This window comes from Pseudonocardia sp. P-1, assembly GCF_058111925.1.
Genome location: NZ_CM176614.1, coordinates 5,349,943 through 5,376,139, shown reverse-complemented (window position 1 = coordinate 5,376,139; position 26,197 = coordinate 5,349,943). Strand labels below are relative to the sequence as shown.

Here is a 26,197-nt window from a genome sequence, read left to right as displayed (position 1 = left end):
AGCCTCTCTTCATGACCGAGCACAGGGGCACCGGTGACGCACGGGTCACCGCACGCGAGGTGGTCCGCAGCACGATCAGGTCGTTCCGCGGCCGGGTCGCCGCGGCCACCGTCCTGCTCTGCGGGCACCAGGTGGGTGAGGCGCTGGTACCGGTCCTGGTGGGCGTGGTGATCGACCGCGCGGTCGCGACCGGCGACGTCGGCAGCCTGGTGATCTGGCTGCTGGTACTGGCCGCGGACTTCGCGATGCTGTCCTACAGCTACCGGTTCGGCGCGCGGCAGGCCCTGCACGCCGACCTGCGTGCCGACGCCGGGCTCCGCACCCGCGTGGCGGCGCGGCTGCTGGACCACCGGGGCGGCGCCGAGACCGGCAGGCTGCCCGGGTCGGTCACCTCGATCGCCGTCGCCGACGCCAAGCGAGTCGCGGTGATGAACTTCTGGATCCCGACGGCGGCGGCCGCGGCGGCGGCGCTCGTCGTCGCCGCCGTCGCGCTGCTGCGGATCTCGCTCCCCCTGGGCCTGCTCATCCTGCTCGGCACCCCGCCGCTGCTGTGGCTGATCGGCCGGGTCGGCCGGCCGCTGGAGCGGCGCAGCGGCGCCGAGCAGGAGCGGGCCGCACGCGCGGCGGGCACCGCAGCCGACCTGGTGTCCGGGATCCGCGTCCTCAAGGGACTGGGCGCCGGGCCCGCCGCGGCCGAGCAGTACGCGGCCAGCAGCCGCACCGCGCTGGGCGCCACGCTGCGGGCGACCCGCGCCGAGGCCGGTTTCCTCGGCACCGTCCAGCTCGCGAACGGCCTGTTCCTCGCGGTCATCGCGCTCGTGGGCGGCCTGCTCGCCCTCGACGGGTCCATCACCGTCGGCAACCTGGTCTCCGCGGTCGGGCTCGCCCAGTTCCTCGTCGGGCCGCTGCAGACCCTCGGCATCGCCGGGGCGCGCTTCGCCCAGGCGCGGGCCTCGGCCGGGCGGATCGCCGAGATCCTCTCCGCGCCGCCCGCCGTCGGCCCCGGCCACGACGGCCGCGATGCCGGCCCCACCGCCGACCCCACCGACCCCGTCGCCGCGCTGGCGGTCACCGGGCTGCGGCACGGCCCGCTCGACGGCCTCGACCTGCAGGTGCCCGCCGGTCAGCTGCTCGGCGTGGTCGCCAGCGACCCGTCCGCGGCGACCGCACTCGCCCGCTGCCTGGCCCGCGACATCGCACCCGAGGAAGGGCGGATCCTGCTCGGCGGCACCGGCGTCGACGACCTCGCCCCGGCCGCCACCCGGTCCACGCTGCTGGTCGCGGCGCACGACGCGCACCTGTTCACCGGCACCGTCCTGGATAACGTCACCGCCGCGACCCGCGACGGCGCCGCGGGGTCCGCGACGGTCGCGGCGATGGCCGCGGCCCGCGCCGACCAGGCCGTCGAGGCCCTCCCGCAGGGCGCGGACACCCCGGTGACCTCGCGCGGCAGCTCACTGTCGGGCGGGCAGCGCCAGCGGGTCGCACTGGCCAGGGCGCTGGCCGCCGATCCCCCGGTCCTGGTGCTGCACGACCCCACGACCGCCGTCGACGCCGTCACCGAGACCGAGATCGCGGCCCGGCTGCGCGAGCACCGCACCGGCCGCACGACCGTGCTCCTCACCACCAGCCCGGCGCTGCTCGCGGTCACCGACCGCGTGGTGGTGCTGCGCGACGGCCGGGTCGTCGCGGACGCGACGCACACCGAGCTGATGACCGACGACACCGACTACCGCAGGGTGGTGACCGGATGACCACCGGGACCGAGCCGTCCGGACCCCGTCTGCTGCCCGTCGCCGACGGGCGCCGCACCCGCGCCGTCCTCGGCGAGCTGCTCCGGCCGCGCCGCGGGACGGCCGTCGCCGCCCTCGTCGCGCTGGTCGCCGGGTCGGCGGTGAGCCTGGTGGCGGCACCGCTGCTGGGCCGGATCGTCGACCTCGCCGCCCGCGGGGCGGCGCCGTCGGCGCTGACCGCGCCGGTCGCCGCGCTGGCCGGGGTCGCGGTCGTCCAGGGTGTGCTCGCCTTCGCCGGGATCGCGCTGATCGCCCGGGTCGGGGAGACGATGCTGGCCCGGCTGCGGGAGCGCTTCGTCGCCCGCGCGCTGGACCTGCCGCTGGACACCCTGGAGCAGGCCGGGTCCGGTGACCTCACCGCGCGCGTCACCGACGACGTCAAGGTCGTCGGCGAGGCGGTGCGCGAGGCGCTGCCCGAGTTCGCCAGGGCCGCACTGATCATCGGCCTGACCCTGGTCGCGCTCGCCGCGCTGGACTGGCGGTTCCTGCTCGGCGCGCTGCTGGCGGTGCCGATCCAGGTGGCCACCGCCCGCTGGTTCCTGCGTCACTCCGGCCCGCTCTACGACGACGAGCGCATCGCGGGCGGGGCCCAGCAGCAGCAACTGCTCGACACCGCGGCCGGGGTGAGCACGGTGCGCGCGTTCCGCCTCACCGACGACCACCTGGACCGGGTCCGTGCCCGCGCCGAGGCCGTCGCCGGGATCGGGCAGCGGCTCGTGGTGCTGCAGACCCGCTTCTTCGGCCGGCTCAACGCCGGTGAGGTCCTCGGTCTGAGCGGCGTGCTGGTCGCCGGGTTCGTGCTGGTCGGCAGCGGCAGCACGACGATCGGTACGGCGAGCGCGGCGGCGCTGTACTTCATCAACCTGTTCACGCCGATCAACATCATGCTGTTCCAGCTCGACGCCGCCCAGTCCGCGGTCGCCGGGTTGCGGCGCATCGTCGGCGTCGCCGAGATCGACCCGCCCGCCCCGCCCGCGGACCCGGCGGTGCCCGCCGACGCGCGGGTGCGGGTGCGCGGCCTGACCCACTCCTACGTCGACGGCCACCCGGCACTGTCCGGGGTCGACCTCGACCTGGCGCCCGGCGCCCGGGTCGCGCTGGTCGGGACCAGCGGGGCGGGCAAGTCCACGCTGGCCAAGCTCGTCGCCGGGATGCACACCCCGGACGCCGGATCGGTCGAGATCGGCGGCGTGCCGCTGGAACGCATCGACCAGCGCGGCGGGCGGCCGCCGGTGGTCCTGGTGACCCAGGAGGTGCACGTGTTCGCCGGGCCGCTCGCCGAGGACCTGCGCCTGGCCCGCCCGGACGCCACCGACGACGACCTGCGCGCCGCCCTGGCCACGGTCGGCGCGGCGCCCTGGGTGGACCGGCTGCCCGACGGGCTGGAGACCGTCGTCGGGGACACCGGGCACGCGCTGACCGTGGTGCAGTCCCAGCAGCTCGCGCTGGCCCGGCTGGTGCTGGCCGACCCGCCGGTGGTGATCCTCGACGAGGCGACCGCCGAGGCCGGCAGCGCCGGCGCGGCGGAGCTGGAACGCGCCGCCGACGCCGCGCTGGCCGGCCGCACGGCCGTCGTCGTGGCGCACCGGCTCAGCCAGGTCGCCGACGCCGACCTCGTGCTGGTGCTCGAGGGCGGGCGGACCGCGGAGACCGGCACGCACGCCGAGCTGGTCGCCTCCGGCGGCCGCTTCGCCCAGCTGTGGCAGGCCTGGACGGGTCTGCGCGGTGAGTCCGTCCGGCGTACCGGCGACTGAGGTAAGGATCTCTTGACCTGGCCTGCGACTTAGGTAAGCCTCAACTGCCACATCGGATCACCGGGCAACGACGGCCCCGTCGTCCCGGGTCGAGAGAACAGGAACGTCATGCCTCACGCCTCACCGTCCAGGGGACGGTTCCGTCCACTGCTCGTCGCCCTGCTCGGTGTCCTCGTCCTCGCCGGGTGCTCGTCGGCGCCGTCGGGCGGCGGCGCCGAGGCCCCCGCGGCCCCGGCCGCGTCCGGCACCTTCCCGGTGACCGTCGAGCACAAGTACGGCTCCACCGAGATCACCGCCGAGCCCGAGCGGGTCGTGACCCTGGGCTACACCGACCCGGACGCGCTGCTCGCCGTCGGGATCGCGCCGGTCGGCATCGTCGACTGGTTCACCCAGCCCCCGGCCGGTAACACGTGGCTGTGGCAGGAGCAGGGCTTCGCCGGGCAGACCCCCGAGGTCGTCGGCGTCCGCGAGGAGTACCAGCTGGAGAAGATCGCGGCGCTCCAGCCGGACCTGATCATCGCGTCGTACTCGGGCATGACCCAGGAGCAGTACGACCAGGTCTCCCGGATCGCGCCGACGGTCGCGCAGCCGAAGGGCTTCGAGGACTACACCGCGTCCTGGCAGGTCATGACCCGGGAGATCACCAGGGCCGTCGGCCGTGAGCAGCAGGGCGACGAACTGATCGCCGCGACCGAGAAGAAGATCGCCGACGCCAAGGCCGCGCACCCCGACTGGGCGCAGCAGACCGCCGTCGCGGTCTCCTACGACACCCCGAACTACTTCGCGTTCGCCGGTGGCGACATCAAGGCCGACCTGCTCGCCCAGCTCGGCTTCCGCGCCCCCGAGGCGATCACCCGGGCCGCGGCCGGGACGAGCGAGGCGCAGCTGAGCCCGGAGCAGGCCGGCGAGTTCGACGTCGACAAGCTGCTCGTGCTCGCCCCGACCGAGGCCGCGAAGGCCGAGATCCAGGCGCGTCCGGAGTTCAGCAGGCTCGACGCCGTCCAGCAGGGCCGGGTGCTGTGGATGCTCAGCTCCGACCGCACCGAGCCGCTGCCCGCCGCGCTGAGCTACGGCAGCGTGCTCAGCCTGCCGTACGCGATCGACAAGCTGGTGCCGGAGCTCGAGGCGCTCCCCGCCACCCAGGGCTGACCCCGGGGCGCACCCCGCGCACACGAGAGGGGGCCGGTCGCACCGCGACCGGCCCCCTCCGTCGTGCTCAGCCCTGCCCGGTCACCTCGCGCAGCGCCGCACCCCACCGCCGGCCGAGGTCGGCGACGACGGCGTCGTCGAACACCGCCACCGGGTGGATCAGGTCGGCGTGCACCCGGGGTCCGTCCACGCCGTCGACGGTGCGGGCGATGACGGTCAGCGGGAACCGCTGACGCATGTCCGGCTCGACGGCGACGTCGAGGACGTCGTCCTCGTCGGCGAAGCCCCAGTCGCGCGGGGCGCGCCGGTCGAACCGGCCCAGGTAGTTGAACTCGATCTCGGGCAGCGGAAGCGGCGCGAGCTCCGCGGCGGTGTCGGGGTTCAGGTGGCGCAGCAGGCCGAATCCGACGCCGTGGTCGGGCTCGCCGTCGAGGTCGGCGACCAGCCGGTCGCGCACCTGCCCGGCGGGTCCGCGCGGGTCGACCGCGACCGGCCGGATCGCGGTGAACCAGCCGACGGTGCGGGACAGGTCCGGTCGCGCCGCGACGGCCTCCTCCTCCCGTCCGTGTCCCTCCATCGCGAGCGGCACGACCCCCTCGGCGGGGGCGCCGTGGTGGCGCGCGAGGCCGGCGACGGCGATCCCGAGCCCGGCGGCCAGTGCCCGGTCCGCACCGGCGGCGAGGACGGCGGCCGACAGGTCCGCGGGCAGCTCCACCGGGTGCACCCGGTTGGTGCCGTGCCGGTCGCGGTCCGGGTCGAAGGGCGTCGCCAGCGGCAGTGCCACCCGCGGTCCGGCCAGGACCGACCGCCACCGGCCGGTCTCGGCGACCCGCTGCGGGCGGGCGGCCTCGGCGGCGAGCATCGACGCCCAGGCGCGGTAGGACACCGGGACCGGCGGCGGCGACGGCTCGCGCCCCGCGTCCTGGGCGGCGACGGCACCGGCGAGATCGTCGAGCAGGATCCGCCACGACACCCAGTCCACGGCGACGTGGGCCACCACCAGCAACAGGCGGCCGGGGGCGTCCGGTCCGGCGTCGAACCAGACCGCCGACAGCATCGTGCCGGAGCCGGGGTCGAGCCGGTCGCGCGCGGCGAGTGCCTCCTCCCCCAGCTGCTCGCGCACCTGGTCGGCGGTGTTCGCCGCGCTGACCGGCACCTCCCGCAGCACGGGGCCGGGCACCGCGGCCGGGACCTCCAGGCCGTCGGCGGTGCGCCGGGCGCGGAGCATGCCGTGCGTGGCGAGCAGCGCGCCCAGGGCGCGGCGCAGCACCGGCCCGGTCAGCCCGGCCGGCGTGCGCACCAGCACCGACTGGTTGTAGCCGGGCGCGTGCGGGTCGACCTCGGTGAGCCAGTCCAGGATCGGGGTGGACCCGACCGGCCCGACGCCGTCGTCGTGGGTGTGGTCGTGCGCGACCGGCTCGGCGACGGTGGCCAGCCCGGCGACCGTGCGCTGCCGGAACACCTGGCGCGGGGTGAGCGCCAGCCCGGCCGCGCGGGCCGCGGACACCAGCCGGATCGCGATGATCGAGTCCCCGCCGAGGGCGAAGAAGTCGTCGTCGGCGCCGACCCGGTCGACGGCCACCAGCTCGGCGACCAGCCCGGCCAGCACCCGTTCCGGACCTTCGGCGGGCTCCCGGCCGCTGCCGGTCGCGGCGGCGGGCTCGGGCAGCGCCCGCTTGTCGACCTTCCCGTTCGGGGTGCGCGGCAGCGGCCCGTCGAGCGCGACGAGGTGCGCCGGGACCATGTGCTCGGGCAGCCGCCCGCGCAGGTGCTCGGCGAGGCCGGCGGGCACCGAGGTGCCGCCGCCCGCCGGGACGACGTAGGCGTCGAGCCGGGTGACCGGGCCCCGCCGACGTACGACGACCGCGGCCTGCGCGACGTCCGGGTGCGCGGCCAGGACGGCCTCGATCTCGCCGGGCTCGATCCGGTAGCCGCGGATCGTGACCTGGTCGTCGGAACGGCCGAGGAACTCCAGGACCGGCTCGCGGTCGGGGTGCTCGGCGCCGTCGTCGAAGCGCAGCCGGACGCGGTCGCCGGTGCGGTACATCCGGGCGCCCGGCTCCCCGAACGGGCAGGCCACGAAGCGGTCCGCGGTGAGGGCGGTGCGCCCCAGGTAGCCGCGGGCCAGCCCGGCCCCGGCCACGTACAGCTCGCCGGGGACGCCGGGCGGGACGGGGGTGAGGGCGTCGTCGAGGACGTAGGTCCGCACGCCCGGGTCGGGGCGCCCGATCGGTGACCGGAACGCGGTGCCCGGCCGCGAGTGCCACAGCGTGGAGTTCACGGTGGCCTCGGTGAGCCCGTAGGCGACGTGCAGGTCCAGGTGCGCGCCCCAGCGGTCGATCAGGTCCGGCGGGACGGCCTCGGTCCCGGCGAGCACCGTCGACCCGGCCGGGAGCGACGCCTCCGGCGGCAGCGCGGTGATCAGCGACGGCGGCAGGATCAGGTGCGTGAGCCGCTGCTCGGCGAAGAACCCGGTCAGCTCGGACGGGTCGGCGTCGCGGCCGCGCAGCCGCTCCGGGGCGACGACGAGCCGGGCCCCGGAGCACAGCGCCATGCACAGCTCGAACACGAGCACGTCGAAGCCGGGCGCGGAGAACTGCAGGACCCGGGAGTCCTTGGTGAGCCGCATCCGGTCGCGGGCCAGCTCCAGCAGCTCGCCGATGCCGGCGTGCGGCAGGACCGCGCCCTTCGGGCGTCCGGTCGAGCCCGAGGTGTAGATGACGTAGGCGGCGCCCGCCGGGTCGGTGGGCGGGTCCTCCGGAGCCGGGCCCGGCTCCGGAGGCGCCGGGACGAGGTGGGTGACGCCGTCGACGGCGGGCAGCAGGGCCGCGGCGTCGCCGGTCGTCACGATTAGTCGGGTGCCGGAGTCGGTGAGCAGGTACTCCAGCCGCTCGGCGGGCAGGTTGAGGTCCAGCGGCAGGAACGCGCCACCGGCGCGCAGCACCGCCAGCACCGCGACGACCATCTCGACCGACCGCGGCACCGCGACCCCGACGACGGTCTCCGGGCCGACGCCGCGGGCGCGCAGCTCGCGGGCCAGAGCGGCGGTCTCGACGTCGAGCCCGGCGTAGTCGAGCTCGCGGTGCTCGTCGGCGACGGCGACCGCGGTGGGCCGGTCGGCGACGGAGCCGGCGACCATCTCCCACATCGTGCGGGCGGCCGGGACCGGGCCGCCGTCGAGGGCGCGGCGGGCCCGGGCGGCCTCCCCGGCCGCGGCGACGTCGATCCGGCGGACCGGGCGCCGCGGGTCGGCCACGACGGCGCGCAGCACCGTGGTCAGCCGCTCCCCCAGCGCGTGCACGGTCGCGGCGTCGAACAGCTCGGTGCGGTACAGCAGCCGCACCCCCAGCGGTTCCTCCGGCCCGCCGTCGCGGAATTCGACGACCAGGTCGAACTGGGCGCGGGCGGGCGGCTGCGGCTGCTCGCCGACGGTGACACCGGGCAGGACCAGGCCCGACTCGCGGGCGGTGCCACCGGCGCGGTGCACCACCATCACCTGGAACAGCGGGGTGGTGTCGGCGCTGCGGTCCGGGTTGACCGCGCGCACCACCGACTCGAAGGGCACGTCGGCGTGCGCGAACGCCTCCAGGTCGGCAGCCCGGACCCGGTCCAGGACCTCGGTGAATCCGGGGTCGCCGGACAGGTCGGTGCGCAGCACCAGGGTGTTGACGAAGAACCCGACGACGTCCTCCAGTGCCTGGTCGGCGCGGCCGGCGACGGGGGCGCCCAGCGGGATGTCGTCGCCGGCGCCGAGGCGGTGCAGCAGGACCGCGACCGCGGCCCGGGCGAGCATGAAGGTGCTCGCACCGGCGGCGCGCGCCGTGCGGCGCAGCTCGGCGCCGAGCGCGGGGTCGATCGGCACGTCGACCGCGTCGCCCGCCATCGTCGGCGACGCCGGCTCGGGCCGGTCGGTCGGCAGGTCCAGGCGCTCGGGCAGCCCGGCCAGGGTGCGGGTCCAGAACCCGAGCTGGCGGCCCGCGACCGACGACGGGTCGGCCGGGTCGCCGAGCAGCTCCCGCAGCCACAGGGTGTGGTCGGCGTACTGCACCGGCAGCGGGGTGAGGCGGGGCGCGCGGCCCGCGGACCGGGCCGCGTAAGCGGTCGCGAGGTCGGCCAGGAACGGCCGGTCGGACCACTCGTCGGTGGTGACGTGGTGGAGCACGAGGACCAGTACGTGCTCGCCGGTGTCGGACTCGGTGAGCAGCAGCGCCCGGACCGGCACGTCCGATCCCAGGTCGAACGGGCGCCGGATCTCCGCCGCCACCTCCGCCGGGGTGGCGGCGGCGTCGACGGTGCGGCGCACGAACGGCACCCGGGCCGCCGCGGCGTCGACGACCACCTGGACCGGGACGCCGTCGCCCCCGTCGACGAGCAGGGTGCGCAGCGACTCGTGGCGGGCGACGACGTCGTGCAGCGCCTGCTCCAGTGCGTCGGCGTCCAGGGCTCCGGCCAGCCGGAAGGTGATCGGGAAGTGGTAGGCGCTGTCGCGGCCCGCGTCGGCGTCGAGCCGGTCGAGGACCCAGAGCCGGTGCTGCGCCGACGACGCGGGCAGCGGCTCCGGGCGGGGCCGCGGCGCCAGCACGGGGCGGGCAGGACCGCGCTCGGCGCCGGCCGCGTCACCGGCGTCGAGGTGGGCGGCGAGCCGGGCCGGTGTCGGCTCGGTGAACAGGTCGCGGATCGACACCTCGGCCCCGAGCGCGGTGCGCAGCCGGGCGACGATCCGGGTGGCGAGCAGCGAGTGCCCGCCGAGGTCGAAGAAGTCGTCGTCCACGCCGACCTCGTCGAGGCCGAGGACCTCGGCGAACACCGTGCAGAGGGCCTGCTCGGTCGCGGTCTCCGGGGCCCGCGACGGCGCCGCGGCGGCGCGGGCGTCGGGGACGGGCAGCGCGCGGGTGTCGAGCTTGCCGTTGGCGGTCAGCGGCAGCTCGTCGAGCAGCACGAACGCCGACGGCACGAGGTGGTCGGGCAGGGCTGCCCGCAGGTCCTCGCGCAGCACCGGGACCAGCTCGGCGGCGAACCGGGCCGCGGCCGGGTCGGTCGCCTCGGGCGCCGCCGGGTCCCCGGCGCGGTGCAGCCCGACCAGCGGACGGCCCGCCGGATCGGCCTCCACGAGCACGACGTCGAGCACGCCGGGCCCGTCCGGGGACCAGGTCGGCTCGGCGTCGCGGCCGTGCCGGGCGGCGAGGGCGCGCAGCGCGTCGGGCTCCGGGCCGTCGGCCGGGCGGCCCTGCTCGGTCGCGAGCCGCACGTCCGGGACGCCGGTGAGGCGCAGGCCGGTGGCCCCGGCCTCGGCGAGCAGCCGGTCGAGGTCGTCGAGCGAGGACAGGTCGGTGCCCCAGCGCAGGGTGCGGGCCGGGTCGGCGCGGCGCACGTCGGCGCCGGGCAGGTGCAGCTCGACGTCGTAGCGGTGGCGGGTCAGCTCGTTGTGGGCGTCGCCGCGCTTGGCGCGCACCGCGACCTCCGCGCCGAGACCGGCCGCGACCCGGTCGAAGAACGCCGGGGCGAGCAGCAGCTCCTTCTCCAGGGCCAGCGACCGCTCCGCCGCGGCGTCGACCGCGGCGGGGTCGGCCCCGTCTCCGAGCCGGGTCCGGGCGATCGCGGTGTGGAACGCGTGCAGCGTGTCCGGGCGGCGCACGTCGCCGACGACGATCCGGCCACCGGGGGCGAGCAGCTCCGCGGCGCCGGTGAGGACCCGCTCCAGGTAGCCGGCGTCGGGGAAGTACTGCACCACCGAGTTGATCACGACGGTGTCGAAGTGGCCCCGCGGCAGCCCGGACAGGTCGTCGGCGGGCCGGGTGTCGAGCTCGACGTGGCCGTAGCGGGCCGGGTCGTCGGCGAGCGCGGTGCGCAGCGCGGTGATCACCGGCTCGGCGAGGTCGGTGCCGCGGTACTCGGTGACCTCGGGGGCGAGCGGGCCGAGCAGCAGCCCGGTGCCCACCCCGATCTCCAGCACCCGCTGCGGACTCAGTGCCCGGATCAGGTCGACGGTCGCGGCCCGCCACTGCGACATCTGCGCGAACGGGATGGGATCGCCGGTGTAGGAGGAGTCCCAGCCGGCGTAGTCCTCGGTGGACACCGCGACCGGGATCCGGGAGTACTCCTCGGAGTAGATCGCGCGCCACTCGTCGACGGCGCCGGCGGCGGTGGCCGCGCGGTCGGCCTCGTCGGGGGCGGCGGGGACGACGTAGCCGACCAGCCGGAGCGACCCGCCGTCCGGGGCGGGGACCGGGACGACCGCCGAGCGCGACACCAGCGGGTGCCGGTCGAGGCGGGCGGTGACCTCGCCGGGCTCGACGCGGTGCCCGCGGATCTTCACCTGGTCGTCGGTGCGGCCCAGGAAGTCGAGCAGCCCGCCGGTGCCGGGGCGGCGCCGGACCAGGTCACCGGTGCGGTACATCCGCCCGCCCGGGCTCCACGGGTCGGCGACGAACCGCTCGGCGGTCAGCGCGAACCGGTCGAGGTAGCCGCGGGCCAGGCCGTCGCCGGCGATGTACAGCTCACCGGCGACGCCGTCGGGCACCGGGCGCAGCCACGGGTCCAGGACGTGCGCGACGGTGTTGCTGATCGGCTTCCCGACCGCCGGGGTGGCCGAGTCCGCGGTCCCGGTGCCGAGGGTGTTGATCGTGTACTCGGTGGGGCCGTAGAGGTTGTAGCCGAGCACGCCGTCGGCATCGCGCAGGGTCGACCAGACGGCGTCGGACACGGCCTCGCCGCCGAGCAGCACCAGCGGCATCGGGCGCCGGGCGAGCAGCCCGGTCTCCAGCAGCGCCGCGGCGTAGGTCGGGGTCACGTTGACGACGTCGACCTCGTGGGTGTCGCAGTAGGACACCAGCCGGTGCGCGTCGCGGCGCAGCTCCTCATCGGCCACGTGCACCTCGTGCCCCTCGACCAGCCAGAGCAGTTCCTCCCAGCTCATGTCGAACGCGAAGGACACGGTGTGCGCGACCCGCAGCCGGGCGTCGGGCCCGCGGCGGGCGCGGACCTCGGCGACCACCGGGTCGAAGATCTCGCGGCGGTGGTTGAGCTGCATGTTCGTCAGCCCCCGGTACGGGGTGACGACGCCCTTGGGCCGCCCGGTGGAGCCGGAGGTGTAGATGACGTAGGCGGGCAGGTCGAGCCGTGCCGGGTTCCCGCGGGCAAAGCTGCCCAGCTCGGCGTCGGGGATCGGGCCGGGGTCCAGTGCGGCGCGCTCGGCCGCGACGGCCGGGTCGTCCAGCGCGACCGTGGGCACACCGGCGTCGGCCAGGGCCGGGGCGACCGCGGTCGTGGTGAGCACCGCGACCGGGCGGGCGTCGCGCAGGGTCTCGACCAGCCGCGCGGCCGGGTGGTCCAGCTCCAGCGGCAGGTACGCCGCGCCCGCGCGCAGCACCGCGAACAGCGCGACGACGGTCTCGGCGGAGCGCGGCAGCCCCAGCGCGACGACGGTCTCGGGCCCGGCGCCGCGGGCGCGCAGCAGCCGCGCGGTGCGGTTCACCGCCGCGTCCAGCTCGGCGTAGGTGAGCCGCACGTCCCCGGCGACGACGGCGAGGTCGTCGCGGGCGAGCGCGGCCCGGTCGGCGAGCAGGTCGGCGACCGTCGCGGTGCCGGTGTCGACCCGGCGCCCGGTGCGGTGCGCCTCGACCTCGGTGCGCTCGTCGTCGCCGAGCGGGTCGATCCGCGCGACCGGGGAGTCGGGGGCGTCGAGCAGACCGTGCAGGACGCGGCGCACCCGCTCGACCCAGCGGGCCGCGGACCGCTCCCCGACGGTGTGCGACAGGGTCAGCCGGAACCGCTCGCCGGGGGTGACCGCGAGGGTCAGGGCGTAGTGCGTGGTGTCGGTGCTGGTCAGGTCGGTGATGCCGTGCCGGGCGCCGAGGTCGGCGACCCGCTGCTCACCGCCCTCGGGGCGGTAGACGAACAGCGTGTCGAACAGCGTCCGGTGCCCGGAGACCTGCTGGATCTCCCCCAGCCCGACGGTCTCGTGCCCCAGCAGCGCGAGCCGCTCGGCCTGCACCCGGGCGAGCAGCTGCGCGCCGGTCTCGCCGGGGCGCAACGCGACCCGGGCGGGCACGGTGTTGAGGAACAGCCCGATCACGTTCTCCACGTCGGGCACGGTCGCGGGCCGCCCGGCGACCGAGGTGCCGAACACGACGTCGTCGCGGCCGGTGCCGGCGGCCAGGGCCAGCGCCCAGACCGTGGAGAGCACGGTGTTGGGGGTGACCGCGGTGGCGCGGGCCAGCTCCCGCAGCCGCGCCGAGGTGTCCGCGTCGAGGTCGAGGTGGGTCTCGGCGACCTCCCGCGGGCCCGCGGCGGGGACCGGCGCGGTGAGGGTGGGCTCGTCGAGCCCGGCGAGTGCGTCCCGCCAGGCGGCCCGGCCGGGCTCCGGGTCGCGGGCGGCGATCCAGGCCAGCAGGTCGTCGTAGCCGCCGCCGGGTGGCGGGGGCGGCGACCCGGCGTAGGTGTCGAACAGCCCCTCCAGGAACAGCCAGGCCGACCAGCCGTCCCAGATCAGCAGGTGGCGGTGGATCAGCAGCCGGTCGCGGCCGTCGCCGCGCAGCACGGTGATCCGGAACAGCGGCGGGGCGCTCAGGTCGAACGGCGCGGTCCGGTCGGCGGCGGTGAGCCGGTCCCGTTCCGCCTGCGAGCCGGTGTGCACCAGACGGACCGGCGGGGCCGGGTCGGCGGCGACGAACTGCACCGGCCCGTCGAGGCCGTCGGCGGTGAACCCGGCACGCAGCGTGGGGTGGCGGCGCAGCATCGCGGTCACCGCGTCGCGCAGCCGGTCGAGGTCGATCTCGTGGTCGAGCTCGACGGTCTCCTGCACGGTGTAGGCGTCACCGGCGGCGGTGACGGTGCCCGCGGTGCCGTCGAGGGTGGCGTGGAAGTAGAGGCCCTCCTGCAGCGGGGACAGCGGCCAGACCCGTTCGACGTCGTCGCCGGCGATCTCCCGCACCCGGGCGAGGACGGCCGGGTCGGGGTCGGGCAGCGGCGGTACCGGCTCGGCGGCCGTCCCGGCCCGACCGGCGACGGCGGCCGGGGTGCGCCCGGCCAGCACGTCGCCGGGCCCGACGTCCAGCCCGGCCCGTCGCGCCCGCGAGGACACCGCGATGGAGGTGATGGAGTCCCCGCCGAGGGCGAGGAAGTCGTCGTCGGGGCCGACCCGGTCGCGGCCCAGGACCTCGGCGAACGCCGCGCACAGCACGCGCTCGACCTCGGTGGCGGGCTCGCGGTCCGACCCGCCCGCGGCGACGTCCGGGGCGGGCAGCGCGGCCTGGTCGAGCTTGCCGTTGGGGGTCAGCGGCATCTGCTCCAGCACGACGACCGCGGCGGGCACCATGGCCTCGGGCAGCACCCGGGCCAGCGCGGCGCACAGCCCGTCGCCGTCGGGAGCGGCGCCGGCGGCGGGCACGACGTAGCCGACCAGCGACGGGGACGGCCCGTCCCGGCGGACGACGACCGCCGCGCGGCCGACCCCGTCGGTTGCGGCGAGCACCGCCTCGACCTCACCCGGCTCGATGCGCTGCCCGCGGATCTTCACCTGGCCGTCGGAGCGGCCGAGGTAGACCAGCTCGCCGTCGACGCGGCGCACGACGTCGCCGGTGCGGTAGAGCCGCTCCCCCGCCGCGCCGAGCGGGTCGGCGACGAAGCGGTCCGCGGTCAGCCCGGGGCGGGCGTGGTAGCCCCGCGCCAGCTGCACGCCGCCGAGGTACAGCTCGCCGGGGACCCCGTCGGGGACCGGGCGCAGGCAGGCGTCCAGGACGTGGGTGCGGGTGTTCGCGACCGGCACGCCGATCGGGACGACGGCGCCCGGGTCGGCGGCGACGGTGTGCGCGGTGACGTCGACGGCGGCCTCGGTGGGCCCGTAGAGGTTGTGCAGCGCCACCCCGGTCAGCGCGTGCCAGCGCCGGGCCGCGGCCGCGGACAGCGCCTCGCCGGAGCAGAACACCCGCCGCAGCGTGGCCGCCCACCGCGGGTCGGCGACGACCTGCTCGGCGGCGAGGAAGCCCTCCAGCATCGAGGGCACGAAGTGCAGCGTGGTGATCCGCTCGTCGCGGACCAGCCGCGCCAGGTACTCGGGGTCGCGGTGCCCGCCGGGGGCGGCGAGCACCACGGTCGCGCCGGTCGAGGGGGCCCAGAAGAACTCCCACACCGACACGTCGAACCCGGCGGGGGTCTTCTGCAGCACCCGGTCGTCGGCAGTGAGCGGGTACGCGTCCTGCATCCAGTCGAGCCGGTTGCCGATGGCGCGGTGGCTGACCACGACGCCCTTGGGCCGCCCGGTCGAGCCGGAGGTGTAGATCAGGTAGGCGGCGTCGTCGGGGTCCGGGTCGGGCAGCGCGGCGGGCACCGGGCCGTCGGTGAGCTCGGCGACGGCGAGGCGGCGCACCCCGGGCAGGTCGGGCAGCGGGTCGGTGCCCGCGGGCATCAGCACGGTGTCGACGCCCGCGTCGGCGGCGGTGAACGCGATCCGCTCCGCCGGATGCTCCGGGTCCAGCGGCAGGTACGCCGCCCCGGCGCGGACGACGCCGAGCAGCGCGACCATCAGCTCGGTCGAGCGCGGCACGGCGATCCCGACGACGCTGCCCGGTCCGGCACCGCGCTCGCGCAGCGCCCCGGCCAGCGCGGCCGAGCGGCGGTCCAGCTCGGCGGCGGTGAGCGTCCCGTCCGGTGCGACGACGGCGGTGCGGCCGGGGTCGGCGGCCAGCCCGTCGGCGACCCGGCGGGCCAGGGTCCGCGGGTCGGCGGCCCGCTCGGGGCCGTGCACACCCTGCTCGGGACGGGTGCGCAGCGGCAGCGCGGCGATCGTGCGCTGCGGGCCGGTGACCAGCGCGGTCAGGGTGCGCTCGAACATCTCGAGCAACAGGCCCGCGGTGGCGTCGTCGACGCGGGCGGTGTCGTGCTTGAGCACGACGGAGGTCTCCCGGCCCGGCCGCACGACCAGCGCGAGCGGGTAGTGCACCGCGTCACGCACCTCCACCCCGGTGACCAGGCCGTTCGCGGTCTGCTCCGCGGCGTAGTTCTCGATCACCACGATGGAGTCGAACAGCTCCCCGCGGCCGCGCTGCAGCTCCGCGAGCCGGACCTGCGGGTGGTCGAGGACGGCGGTGCGGCCGTCCTGCATCCGGCGCAGCGGCGCGGCCGGCGGCTCTCCGGGTGCCCAGCGCATCCGCACCGGGACGGTGTTGACGAACAGCCCGACGGCCTCGCCGATGCCGTCGACGGCGGCGTCGCGGCCGGACACGGTGCTGCCGACGAGCACGTCCCGGCTGCCGGTGAGCGCGCCGACGGTGAGGGCCCAGGCGGTGTGCAGCACCGTCGACGGGGTGACGCCGCGGGCGCGGGCGGCGCGGTCGAGGGCGGCGGTCGCGCCGGCGTCGAGGGTCAGTGCGCGCTGGGCGTGCGGCCGGTCCCCGCCGTCCGGGCGGGTCCGCGGGGCGGGGAGGGCGTCGAGCAGCCGGACCGGTTCGGCGCCGGCGAGCTCCGCGTCCCACACGGCGCGGGCGGCCGCCCGGGCGTCGCCGGTGTCGAGGGCGGTGAGGTGGTCGAACCAGGCGCGCAGCCGCTGTTCGGCGCGGGCGCGCGGCCCGCCGGGGTCCTGCGGGGTGCCGGCGGCCCGGGCGGCGTGGGCCTGCTCCAGCTCGGTGACCAGCAGCGCCACCGACCACCCGTCGAGGACGGCGTGCTGGAAGGTCAGGGCGAGGCGGGTGCGGCCGTCGTCGTGCAGCAGCGCGGCGCGCAGCAGCGGCGGGCGGGCGAGGTCGAACGGGCGGGCCCGCTCGGCGTCGAGCACGGCGGCCGGGTCGGTGCCGCGCACGTCGTGCTCGGTCCACGGCAGCGTGACGCGGTCGGCGACGCCCTGGACGACGCGGCCGTCGGCGCGCTGGGCGAACCCGGCACGCAGCTGCGGGTGCCGTTCGAGCAGGTCGGACAGCGCGGCGCGCAGGGTGCCCGGGTCGACGTCGGCGGGCAGGTCGAGGACCTCCTGCACGACGTAGGAGGTGTCGGCCGGGTCGAGCGCGGCGTGGAAGAAGAAGCCCTCCTGCAGCGGGGACACCGGCCCGGCGAGGGTGACGGGGCCGAGCACGGCGGCCGCGGCGTCGTCGAGGACGGTCGTGTCGGGCCCGGTGGGCGCGGCGACGGCGTGGTGCTCGGTCACGAGCGGCGCGAGCTCGGCGACGGTGCGGTGGGTGAAGACCTGCCGCGGGGTGACCAGCAGGCCGGACTCGCGGGCCCGCACGACCAGCCGGATCGACAGGACCGAGTCGCCGCCGAGGGCGAAGAAGTCGTCGTCGACGCCGAAGCCGGGCACCCCGAGGACCTCCGACACGAGGTCGCAGAGCAGCGCCTCGCGTGGTGTGCCGGGACGGCTGCCGCGGACCTGCGCGGACAGGTCGGGGGCGGGCAGCGCGGCCCGGTCGGTCTTGCCGTTGGCCAGTACCGGCACCGACGGCAGCGGGACGACGGCGGCGGGCACCATCCAGTCCGGGAGCAGGTCGCGCAGGTGCTCGCGCAGGGCGCCGACCAGGGCGTCGACGTCCCGGAACGGGGCCGGGCGGTGGAACGCGGGGCCGGTCGGGTCCGTGCTCGCGCGGTGCAGTGGGCCGGGGTCGACGCCGGGCCGGGAGAACAGCAGCTCGACCGTCGCCCCGGTGCCCCAGGTGCCCTCGGCCGTGTAGCCGAGGGACTCGCCGAGGGCCAGCAGCTCCTCGGGGTCGGCGCCGGCGGGCGGTTCGGGCTCGCCGTCGATGCGGGCGCGGGTGGCGCGGTCGGCGGCCGATCGCAGGTCGGGGACCCCGACCACGCGCACCACGTCCGCGTCGGCACGGGCCGCGCCGTCACCGTCGCGGCCCGCGGCCGGGCCGCTGTCGCCCGCCGGGCCGGGCCCGGCGCCCAGCGCGGCACGCAGGGCGTCGGTGAGCGCGGCCGGGTCGGCCCCGACCGCCTCCCAGTCGAGGACGAGCGGCGCGGTCGCCGGATCGGGCCGCGCGGCGGCGCCGGGCCGGAGCACGACGTCGTAGCGGTAGCGCGAGAGCTCGTCGTGCGCGCGGGCCCGCTTGATCCGGATGCTGCTCGCGTCGAACCCGTCGAGGGCGGTGAAGAACCGCGGCGCGCAGAGCAGCTCGCCCTCCCAGGCGACGGCGCCGTCGAGGGCGCGGCGCAGCTCGGCGGGCTCGGCGTCGGGCCGCCGGGCGGCGACGACCCCGGCGCGGAAGGTGCGCAGCAGCCCGGCGTGCCGGACGTCGCCGACGACGATCGCGCCGCCCGGGGCGAGCAGCGCCGCGGCCCGGGTCAGCACGTCGGTCAGGTACTCCGGGCCCGGGAAGTACTGGGCGACGGAGTTGATCACGATGGTGTCGAAGGGACCGGTGATGCCGTCGAGCTCGTGGGCGGCGGCGGGGGCCAGCTCGACGCGCCCGTGCAGCTCGGGGCGGGTCGCGACCCACCGCGACAGCGCGGCGACGGCCTCGGCGGACACGTCGGTGCCGACGTAGCGGGGACAGTCCGGGGCCAGCTCCGCGAGCAGCAGACCGTTGCCGACGCCGAGCTCCAGGACCCGGCCGGGGCCGAGCTCGCGGATCCGGGCGACGGTGGCGTCGCGCCAGGCCTGCATGTCCGCGCGCGGGATGGGGGTGCCGTCGTAGGTGGAGTTCCAGCCGGCGAAGCCGCCCTCGTAGCCGGTGGGGTCGCCGTCGTCGGCGGAGGTGGCGGCGTAGAGCAGCTCGTGGACGTCGCGCCAGTCGGCGACGCGCTCGGCACCGTCGTCGGCGGGGGTGTCCCCGGCGGTCGCGGGGACGACCCACGCGGTGAGACGCCGGTCCCCCGGCGCGGCCTCGTGCACGCCGACGACGGCCTCGGCGACGTGGGGGTGGGCCCGCAGCGCCGACTCGATCTCGCCGGGCTCGATCCGGTAGCCGCGGACCTTGAGCTGGTCGTCGACGCGGCCCAGGAACTCGAGCTCGCCGCGCTCGTCGACGCGCACGAGGTCGCCGGTGCGGTAGAGCCGCCCGCCCGCGGGCCCGAACGGGTCGGCGACGAACCGCTCCGCGGTCAGGCCCGGCTTGTTCAGGTAGCCCCGGGCCAGACCGGGGCCGCCGAGGTAGAGCTCGCCCTGCTCGCCGTCCGGGACCGGAGCCAGGTCGGGGCCCAGCACGTACGCGTCGGTCATCGGGTCGGCGACCCCGATCGGCACCACCGGCCCGGTCCGCGCCGGGTCGCACCGGCCCAGCGTGGAGTTGACGGTGACCTCGGTCGGACCGTAGGCGTTGAACATCGTCCGGCCCCGTGCCCAGCGCGCTACCAGCTCCGGGGACACCCGCTCGGTACCGGCGCGCAGGGTCGCCGGGGGCAGCGTGACGTCCGGGCCCAGCGCGGCGAGCAGCGCGGGCGGGAGCACCATCACCGTCACCGCGTGCTCGTGGGCGTAGTCGGCCAGCTCGGGCACCGGCAGCCGCAGCTCCGAGGGCACCACGACCAGCCGCCCGCCGGAGAGCAGTGCCATGCACAGCTCCCAGAACGCGACGTCGAAGCCGGTCGAGGCGAACCCGAGGATCCGGTCGTCCGCGCCGAGCCCGAGCCGCTCGGTCTGGGTGGCGACGAGCTGGGTGACACCGCTGTGGGTCAGCACGACGCCCTTGGGCCGTCCGGTGGAGCCGGAGGTGTGGATGACGTAGGCGGCGCCGAGGACGTCGACGTCGGGCACCGGGGCGACCGGGGCGGCGGCGATCGCCGCCCGGTCGGCGTCGTCGTCGAGCAGCACGGTCGGGGTCCCGTCGGGCAGCGGCAGCTCGGCGGCGACACCGGCCGTGCTCAGCACGACGGCCGGGCGGGCGTCGTCGAGCACCAGCGCGGTCCGCGCCGGCGGCTGATCCGGGTCGACCGGCAGGTACGCCGCGCCCGCACGCAGGATCGCCACCTGCGCGACGACGAGGTCCACCCCACGCGGTACGGCGAGCGCGACCAGCCCCTCCGGTCCCGCGCCGCGCCCGCGCAGCACCGACGCGAGGCGCCCCGCCCGCTCGTCGAGCCCGGCGTAGGTGAGCTGCTCGCGGCGCTCCCCCGAGCCGCACTGCACCGCCACGGCGTCCGGCGTGGCCGCGACCTGCCGGGCGAACAGCTCCGGCCAGGTCGCGAGCGCACCGTCCGGCAGCGGTCCCGGGCGCGGGTCGGACGGGGACGGCAGCGTGCGGGTCACGGGAGGCGCTCCAGGGGTGGTGATGCGGGACGGGCGGTGTGGGACGGGTCAGCCGGCAGCGCGTTCGCGCAGGCTGCGCGGCCGCAGGTCGGTCCAGTGCGTCTCGACGAAGGACAGGCACGACGGCTTGTCGGCCGGCCCGTGCTCGACCGTCCAGCCGGCGGGGACCTCGGCGAACGCGGGCCACAGCGAGTACTGGCCCTCGTCGTTGACCAGCGCGTAGAAGCTGCCCTCGGGGTCGTCGAAGGGGTTCGTGGACATGGCTCTCCCTGGGATCGGCGGAACGGGTGGGGTCGCGCTCAGACGACGACGGGCGTCGGCGCCGTCGACGGCACGGGGGCGCCGGTCAGCGAGGCGACGACCTCACCGGACCGGACCGCGATGTTGGACAGCAGTGTCGAGGTGATGCCGTGCGTGTGCTCGGTCGGTCCCTGCAGGTAGAAGCCGGCCCGCACCGCGGTGCCGTCGGCCAGTGCCGTGGTGCCGAGCCGGTAGTCGCGGTGCACGTCGAGCCGGCCGCGGGCGTCGCGGGCGCAGGCCTCGTCGAGGCCGCCGGACAGCAGCCACAGCGGGTCGGCGGGGCGGTAGCCGGTCGCGTAGACGACGGCGTCGGCGGTGATGACCTCGCGCGAGCCGTCGATCAGCGACTCGACGGCCAGCTCCACCCGGTCCCCGACGTCGACCACGTCGGCCACCCGGGACACGTTGCGGAAGCGCAGGCGCTCGGTCCCGGCGACCCGCTCGTGGTAGTGGGTGCGGTAGAGGCCCTCGATGAGCTCCGGGTCGACCACGGAGTAGTTGGTGTTCGCGTGGTAGCCGAGGATGCGGTCCTTGACCTCGTCCGGCGCGGTGTAGAAGTCGTCGACGGCGGCCGGGTCGAAGATCCGGTTGGCGAAGGAGGTGTCGTCGGCGGGGCTGTAGCCGTACCGGGCGAACACCGCGTGCACCTCGGCGGTCGGGAAGGTGCGGTGCAGGTGCTCGACGGTCTCGGCGGCGCTCTGCCCGGCGCCGACGACGGCGAAGCGGGTCGGCTCGGTCCCGGCGAGCTCGCGGGTGCGGAACAGCAGGTCGCGGTTGTGCCAGACGCGGCCGCCCACGGTGATCCCGCGCGGCAGGACGGGGGTGAGCCCGCAGGCCAGGACGACGTTGCGGGCGCGCAGGCGCTCCACCCGGTCCCCGGTGCGGACGACGACGTCGACGAGCTCCACGCCGTTCCCGCCGCGGACCGGCTCGATCTCGACGACCTCGCTGCCGTAGTCGACCGTCACCGCCGACCCGGCGGCCGCGCTGATCTCCCCCAGCCGTGCCGCGGCCCACTCCAGGTAGTCGTGGAACTCGCGGCGGGTCGGGAACGACGAGCCGTAGTTGATGAAGTCGGCGAGCCGGTCCCGGTCGTGGAGGTAGGACAGGAAGGAGAAGCCGCTGGTCGGGTTCCGCAGCGTGACCAGGTCCTTGAGGTGCGAGACCTGCATGGTGGCGTCCTCGAGCAGCATCCCGCGGTGCCACCCGAACCGCTCCTGGCGCTCGACGAAGCGGGCGCTCACCCGCGCGTCGGCCGGGACCGTCGCGTTGTGCTCGAGCAGGGCGATGGCGATGCCGAGGTTCGACGGCCCGAACCCGACCCCCACCACGTCGAGTACCTCCGGGGTGGAGTGGGGGTTCGCGTTCGCGGGGTTCGCCATCACGGTCCTTTCGTTGCTTCGGCACGCCTCAGATAAGGCGAGGCTAACTGCAACACGAAGGTGGATGTCCCGCCTAGGGGGTGATCGCCGAGGCCCGGCCGCGAGGGGCCGTCCGCACTGGTCAGCGCTCTGACGTGACGCAGGTGTCACCCATTGGGAGTACACGACGTCACGGTGCACGTACCGCCGCACGAGGGTGTCGCACGCCCCGTCCGCGCGTCATCAGATCTGATGAGAGGGCCTCCCCTGCCACCCGGGGCGTGAGCGCGCCGGCCGGTGGCGACCCCGGCCGCGCGGCGCCGCGGAACGGCGGCGCCGCGCGGGACGGTCGTGTCCCGCGCGGCGCCGATGACGGTTCACCAGTCCCAGTTGCGCACGAGCGATCCCCCCTCGATCGGAGTGCTTCTCCCCGTCCCGGAACGGACGCCGTTGCGCTCCGCACGTGAGGACGCACGGCGTGCTCCACGATCGAGTGATGACATGGCCAGAGTAAGCGACGGACAACGCTCCGTCACGATTTAACGTGGACCTGAGGCGTTCGCCGTCGGTTCCGGGCCGTTCGGCGCGGATTCCGGCCACCGGGGGACGAACGGCAAGGGCTTGCCTTACCCGCGGGTAGCCTCGGTCCATCCCCTGACGCAGCAGACGAACAGGCAGGCGACGTGACCTCTGGCCCGGTGGCACCGCGCCCGGCTGGGCGCCGCCGTCGTGCGCCGGACGCCCGGTCGCTGCTCGGCCTGCCGCTGCGCCCGCTGCTGCTGGTCCTGGTCGTGGAGACCGCCGCGGTGTCCGCGGTCGTCGCGGGCCTGCTCACCGGGGACCTGCCGGGACGGACCGAGGTGCTGCTCTGCGGGCTGCTGGTGCTGGTGGCCGCGGCGCACACCGAGCTGTCGGTCAACGCCGAGCGCCTGCGGCGCCGGATCGCCGCGACCCGCTACATCAACATGACCTCCGTGTGGACCTTCGCGGCCGCGCTGCTGCTGCCGCCGGGACTCGCGACGGTCGTCGTCGTCGTCATCTACCTGCACCTCTACCTGCGGGTGGCCCGCCCGAGCGGCACGCCGCCGCACCGCCAGGTCTACAGCGCGGCCACCGTGCTGCTCGCCGTGCACGCCGTCGCGGGGCTGCTCGCGCTGGTCGACGGCCGGGCCGGGGCGCTGGCGACCCCGCAGAACGCGGCGCTGGTGCTGGGCGCGCTGGTCGCCTACACGACGGTGAACACTCTCCTGGTCGTGTCGGTGCTGCGGCTGACCGCACCGGGCTCGCGGTTCCTCGCGATCCTGCTGGGCGGCGACATCGGCCTGGAGCTGGCGACGCTGTCGATCGGCGGGCTGGTCGCGGTCGTGCTCGCCAACACCTCCCCCTGGTTCGCGTTGCTCGCGGTGCTGCCGCTGCTCGTCGTCGAGCAGACCACCCTGGTGCGCCAGCTGGAGGCGCAGGTCGACACCGACGCCAAGACCGGGCTGCTCAACCCGGCGGCGTGGCGCTGGCGCAGCCAGCAGATGCTGGAGCGCGACACGCGTACCGACCGGGCCGCCGCGGTGCTGATCCTCGACCTCGACCACTTCAAGGCGGTCAACGACCGGCACGGCCACCTGGCGGGCGACGACGTGCTCCAGGCCGTCGCCGACGTCCTCACCGCCGAGGTCCGCGACCAGGACCTGGCCGGCCGGTTCGGCGGCGAGGAGTTCGTGGTCGCACTCGGCGGGATGCGCGCCGACGACACCCCGGCCGCCCGTGCCCGCGAGGTCGCCGAGCGGATCCGGCGGGGCGTGCGCGCGCTGCAGGTCGACACCGCGACCGCCGGGCTGGTCACCGGGCTGTCGGTGTCGGTCGGGGTCGCGACGACGCCCGACCACGGCACGGACCTCGACGGCCTGCTGGCCGCCGCGGACGCCGCGCTCTACGAGGCCAAGCACGCTGGCCGCGACCGGGTCGCGGTCCGGCGCCCCGCACCACCGGTCGCCGCCGAGGGCGCGACGCCGCCGTTCGGGCTGAGCTTCGGCACCTGAGGCGCCGGGTCACGGCCCCAGCAGCACCCGCGCCAGGTCCTTCCACTGGGGCAGCATCGCGTCGCCCGCGGGGTCGCGCGGGTCGAAGGTGTAGGTCAGCGCGGTCCCCCGCATCGAGGTCAGCAGCAGGTCGCGCAGCTGCTTGAACCGCGGGCGGCCCGCCAGCTCGTCGCCGAACATGCGGGCCATCGACGCGCGGATCGCCGCACCGAGCCGCTTCTCCTCGGGGCGCAGCGCCTCGGCGATCTCGGAGTTGGACCGGGCCGCGGTCCACAGCTCCACCGCCGCCCAGAAGTGCGGCTCGGAGAAGCTCTCCCACAGCAGCTCGATGACCCGGTCGGCGCGTTCGAACAGGCCGACCTGGTCGGCTTGGAGCACCCGTCGCACGCGCTCCTCGGTGTCGGCGACGCGTTTGACCGCGAGGTGCTGCGCCGCCGCGACCAGCAGCCGGTCCCGGCTGGGGAAGTGGTGCAGCAGCCGGCCGCGCGAGACGTCGGCGGCCGACTGGATGGTCAGGGTCGTGGATCCGGAGTAGCCGCCGTCGATGAGGCAGGCGACGGCGGCGTCCAGGATCCGGGCGCGGCTGTCCGAGGACCGCTGCGCCCGGCTCCTGGCCACCGGGGTGGGTTCGGTGTTCATGATGTGGTCATGATCGCCTGTCGGTCATCGGCTCAGAGTCCCAGACCCCGGCCGATCACCTCCTTCATGATCTCGGTGGTGCCGCCGTAGATCCGGGTGATGCGGGCGTCGGCGTAGGCCTTGGAGACCGGGTACTCGCTCATGTAGCCGTAGCCGCCGTGCAGCTGCAGGCAGCGGTCGGCGACCCGGCCCTGCAGCTCGGTGCACCAGTACTTCGCCTTCGAGGCGTCGACGGCGGTGAGCTCGCCCGCGTTGAGCGCGCGCACGCAGTCGTCGACGTAGTGCTCGGCGAGGTCGATCTCGGTGTCCATCTCGGCGAGGGCGAACTTGGAGTTCTGGAACGAGCCCACCGGCGAGCCGAAGGCCTTGCGCTCCTTGACGTAGGCGAGGGTCCCGTCGAGCACCGCCCGGGCCGCCGCCACACCGGCGATCGCGATCGACAGCCGCTCCTGGGGCAGCTTCTCGACCAGCTGGACGAAGCCCTTCCCCTCCTCGGGCCCGAGGAGGTTCTCCACCGGGACCTTGACATCGGTGAAGGACAGCTCCGCGGTGTCCTGGGCGTGCATCCCGAGCTTGTCGAGGTTGCGGCCCCGCTCGAAGCCCTCCATCCCGCGCTCGAGCACGAGCAGGCTCATGCCCTTGTGCTTCTGCGACGGGTCGGTCTTGACCGCAACGACGATCAGGTCGGCGTTGATCCCGTTAGTGATGAAGGTCTTCGCGCCGTTGACGACGTAGTGGTCGCCGTCGCGGATCGCGGTCGTCGACATCGACGCCAGGTCCGAGCCGATGCCCGGTTCGGTCATGGCGATGGCGAGGATCGTCTCACCGCTGACGACACCCGGCAGCCAGCGCTGCTTCTGCTCGTCGGTGCAGTAGGTGAGCAGGTAGGGCAGCACGATGTCGTTGTGCAGGGTCAGGCCGAGGCCGGACCCGGCGGCGCCGACACGCAGCAGCTCCTCGCTGATGACGGCGTTGAACCGGAAGTCCTCGACCCCGCCGCCGCCGAACTCCTCGGGCGCGTCGATGCCCAGGAAGCCGTTCGCACCGGCGGTGGTGAACAGCTCCCGCGCGACGGCGCCGTCGCGTTCCCACTGCGCCTCGTGCGGGACGATCTCCTTCCCGACGAAGGCGCGGAACGCCTCCCGGAAGTCCTCGTGGTCGGACTCGTAGAGCGTGCGCTTCACGGCGCCGCCTCCCCTCGGGTGGTGGTGACTAGCGGGGCTGCATCCGGATGGCGCCGTCGAGACGGATCGTCTCGCCGTTCAGCATGGGGTTCTCGACGATGTGTGCGGCGAGCTTGCCGTACTCGGCCGGCCGGCCCAGCCGCGACGGGTGCGGGACCTGCTTGCCCAGCGAGGTCTTGACGTCCTCGGGCAGGCCGGCCAGCAGCGGGGTCTCGAACAGGCCCGGGGCGATGGTGTTGACACGGATGCCGAGGTCGGCGAGGTCGCGCGCGATCGGCAGGGTCATCCCGACGATGCCGCCCTTGGAGGCCGAGTACGCGGCCTGCCCGATCTGGCCCTCGAAGGCCGCGACCGAGGCGGTGTTGACGATGACGCCGCGGTCGCCGTCGACCGGCTCGGCCTTGGCGATGCGCTCGGCGGCCAGCCGGATCACGTTGAACGTGCCGATCAGGTTGACCGAGACGACCTTGGTGAAGTCGGCCAGCGGGAACGGGCCCTTCTTGCCGTAGGTCTTGATGCCGTTGCCGATGCCGGCGCAGTTGACCGCGACGCGGACGGTGCCGAGCTCCTCGGCGGCGTCGAGGGCGGCCGAGACCTGCTCCTCGTTCGTGACGTCGGCGGCGACGAAGCGGACGTTCTCGCCCAGCTTGTCGGCGACGGCCTCCCCCTGCGACGACGGGAGGTCGATGATGACGACCTTCGCGCCGAGCTCCACGAACTTCTCGGTGGTGGCCAGGCCGAGGCCGGAGGCGCCGCCGGTGACGACGGCGACGGAGCCGTTGATGTCCATGTTCTGTCTGTTTCCTTCCGGG

General features: G+C 75.9%; 10 protein-coding genes. 4 read left to right on the top strand and 6 right to left on the bottom strand.

All coding sequences use genetic code 11. The features are described from left to right. Positions 1–11: 11 nt before the first annotated feature. The 3 genes from AC0GKK_RS26250 to AC0GKK_RS26240 all read left to right on the top strand — a co-directional run bounded on the left by AC0GKK_RS26250 (position 12) and on the right by AC0GKK_RS26240 (position 4,696). A complete protein-coding gene (locus AC0GKK_RS26250) occupies positions 12–1,754 on the top strand; it encodes an ABC transporter transmembrane domain-containing protein (protein WP_489882814.1) in 1,743 nt (580 codons plus the stop codon). Then, positions 1,751–3,547, top strand: coding sequence for an ABC transporter ATP-binding protein (locus AC0GKK_RS26245; RefSeq protein ID WP_489882813.1), 1,797 nt, complete (start codon positions 1,751–1,753; stop codon positions 3,545–3,547). Before AC0GKK_RS26250 ends, AC0GKK_RS26245 begins: the two co-directional genes overlap by 4 nt. A 108-nt stretch (positions 3,548–3,655) precedes the next feature. Further along, complete coding sequence (locus AC0GKK_RS26240; protein ID WP_073574557.1) at positions 3,656–4,696, top strand: ABC transporter substrate-binding protein; 1,041 nt, start codon at positions 3,656–3,658, stop codon at positions 4,694–4,696. A gap of 67 nt (positions 4,697–4,763) precedes the next feature. Here the strand turns inward: AC0GKK_RS26240 and AC0GKK_RS26235 are convergent, their stop codons facing one another. Genes AC0GKK_RS26235 through AC0GKK_RS26225 form a run of 3 tightly spaced genes read right to left on the bottom strand, consistent with a single transcriptional unit; the run spans position 4,764 to position 21,550 of the window. Then, positions 4,764–19,868 carry an amino acid adenylation domain-containing protein gene (locus AC0GKK_RS26235; RefSeq protein WP_489882812.1) on the bottom strand — a complete coding sequence of 5,035 codons (15,105 nt, stop codon included), beginning with the start codon at positions 19,866–19,868 and terminating at the stop codon, positions 4,764–4,766. A 48-nt stretch (positions 19,869–19,916) separates the two neighbouring features. Continuing rightward, positions 19,917–20,129, bottom strand: a complete 213-nt coding sequence (locus AC0GKK_RS26230; RefSeq protein ID WP_062395825.1) for an MbtH family protein — start codon at positions 20,127–20,129, stop codon at positions 19,917–19,919. Between the two features lie 38 nt (positions 20,130–20,167). Next, positions 20,168–21,550: a lysine N(6)-hydroxylase/L-ornithine N(5)-oxygenase family protein gene (locus tag AC0GKK_RS26225; RefSeq protein WP_208819121.1), complete on the bottom strand. Its 1,383-nt coding sequence runs from the start codon at positions 21,548–21,550 to the stop codon at positions 20,168–20,170. A gap of 662 nt (positions 21,551–22,212) precedes the next feature. Here AC0GKK_RS26225 and AC0GKK_RS26220 point away from each other — a divergent pair. Continuing rightward, on the top strand, positions 22,213–23,562 hold the full coding sequence (locus tag AC0GKK_RS26220; protein WP_489882811.1) for a GGDEF domain-containing protein: 1,350 nt from the start codon (positions 22,213–22,215) through the stop codon (positions 23,560–23,562). 9 nt (positions 23,563–23,571) lie between these two features. On the opposite strand, the gene AC0GKK_RS26215 is transcribed toward AC0GKK_RS26220, so the two are convergent. Genes AC0GKK_RS26215 through AC0GKK_RS26205 form a run of 3 tightly spaced genes read right to left on the bottom strand, consistent with a single transcriptional unit; the run spans position 23,572 to position 26,175 of the window. Continuing rightward, positions 23,572–24,201, bottom strand: a complete 630-nt coding sequence (locus AC0GKK_RS26215) for a TetR/AcrR family transcriptional regulator (protein ID WP_489882810.1) — start codon at positions 24,199–24,201, stop codon at positions 23,572–23,574. A 32-nt stretch (positions 24,202–24,233) separates the two neighbouring features. Then, positions 24,234–25,385, bottom strand: coding sequence for an acyl-CoA dehydrogenase family protein (locus AC0GKK_RS26210; protein WP_405416693.1), 1,152 nt, complete (start codon positions 25,383–25,385; stop codon positions 24,234–24,236). A 28-nt stretch (positions 25,386–25,413) separates the two neighbouring features. Next, positions 25,414–26,175 carry a 3-hydroxyacyl-CoA dehydrogenase gene (locus AC0GKK_RS26205; protein WP_405416692.1) on the bottom strand — a complete coding sequence of 254 codons (762 nt, stop codon included), beginning with the start codon at positions 26,173–26,175 and terminating at the stop codon, positions 25,414–25,416. Positions 26,176–26,197 lie beyond the last annotated feature (22 nt).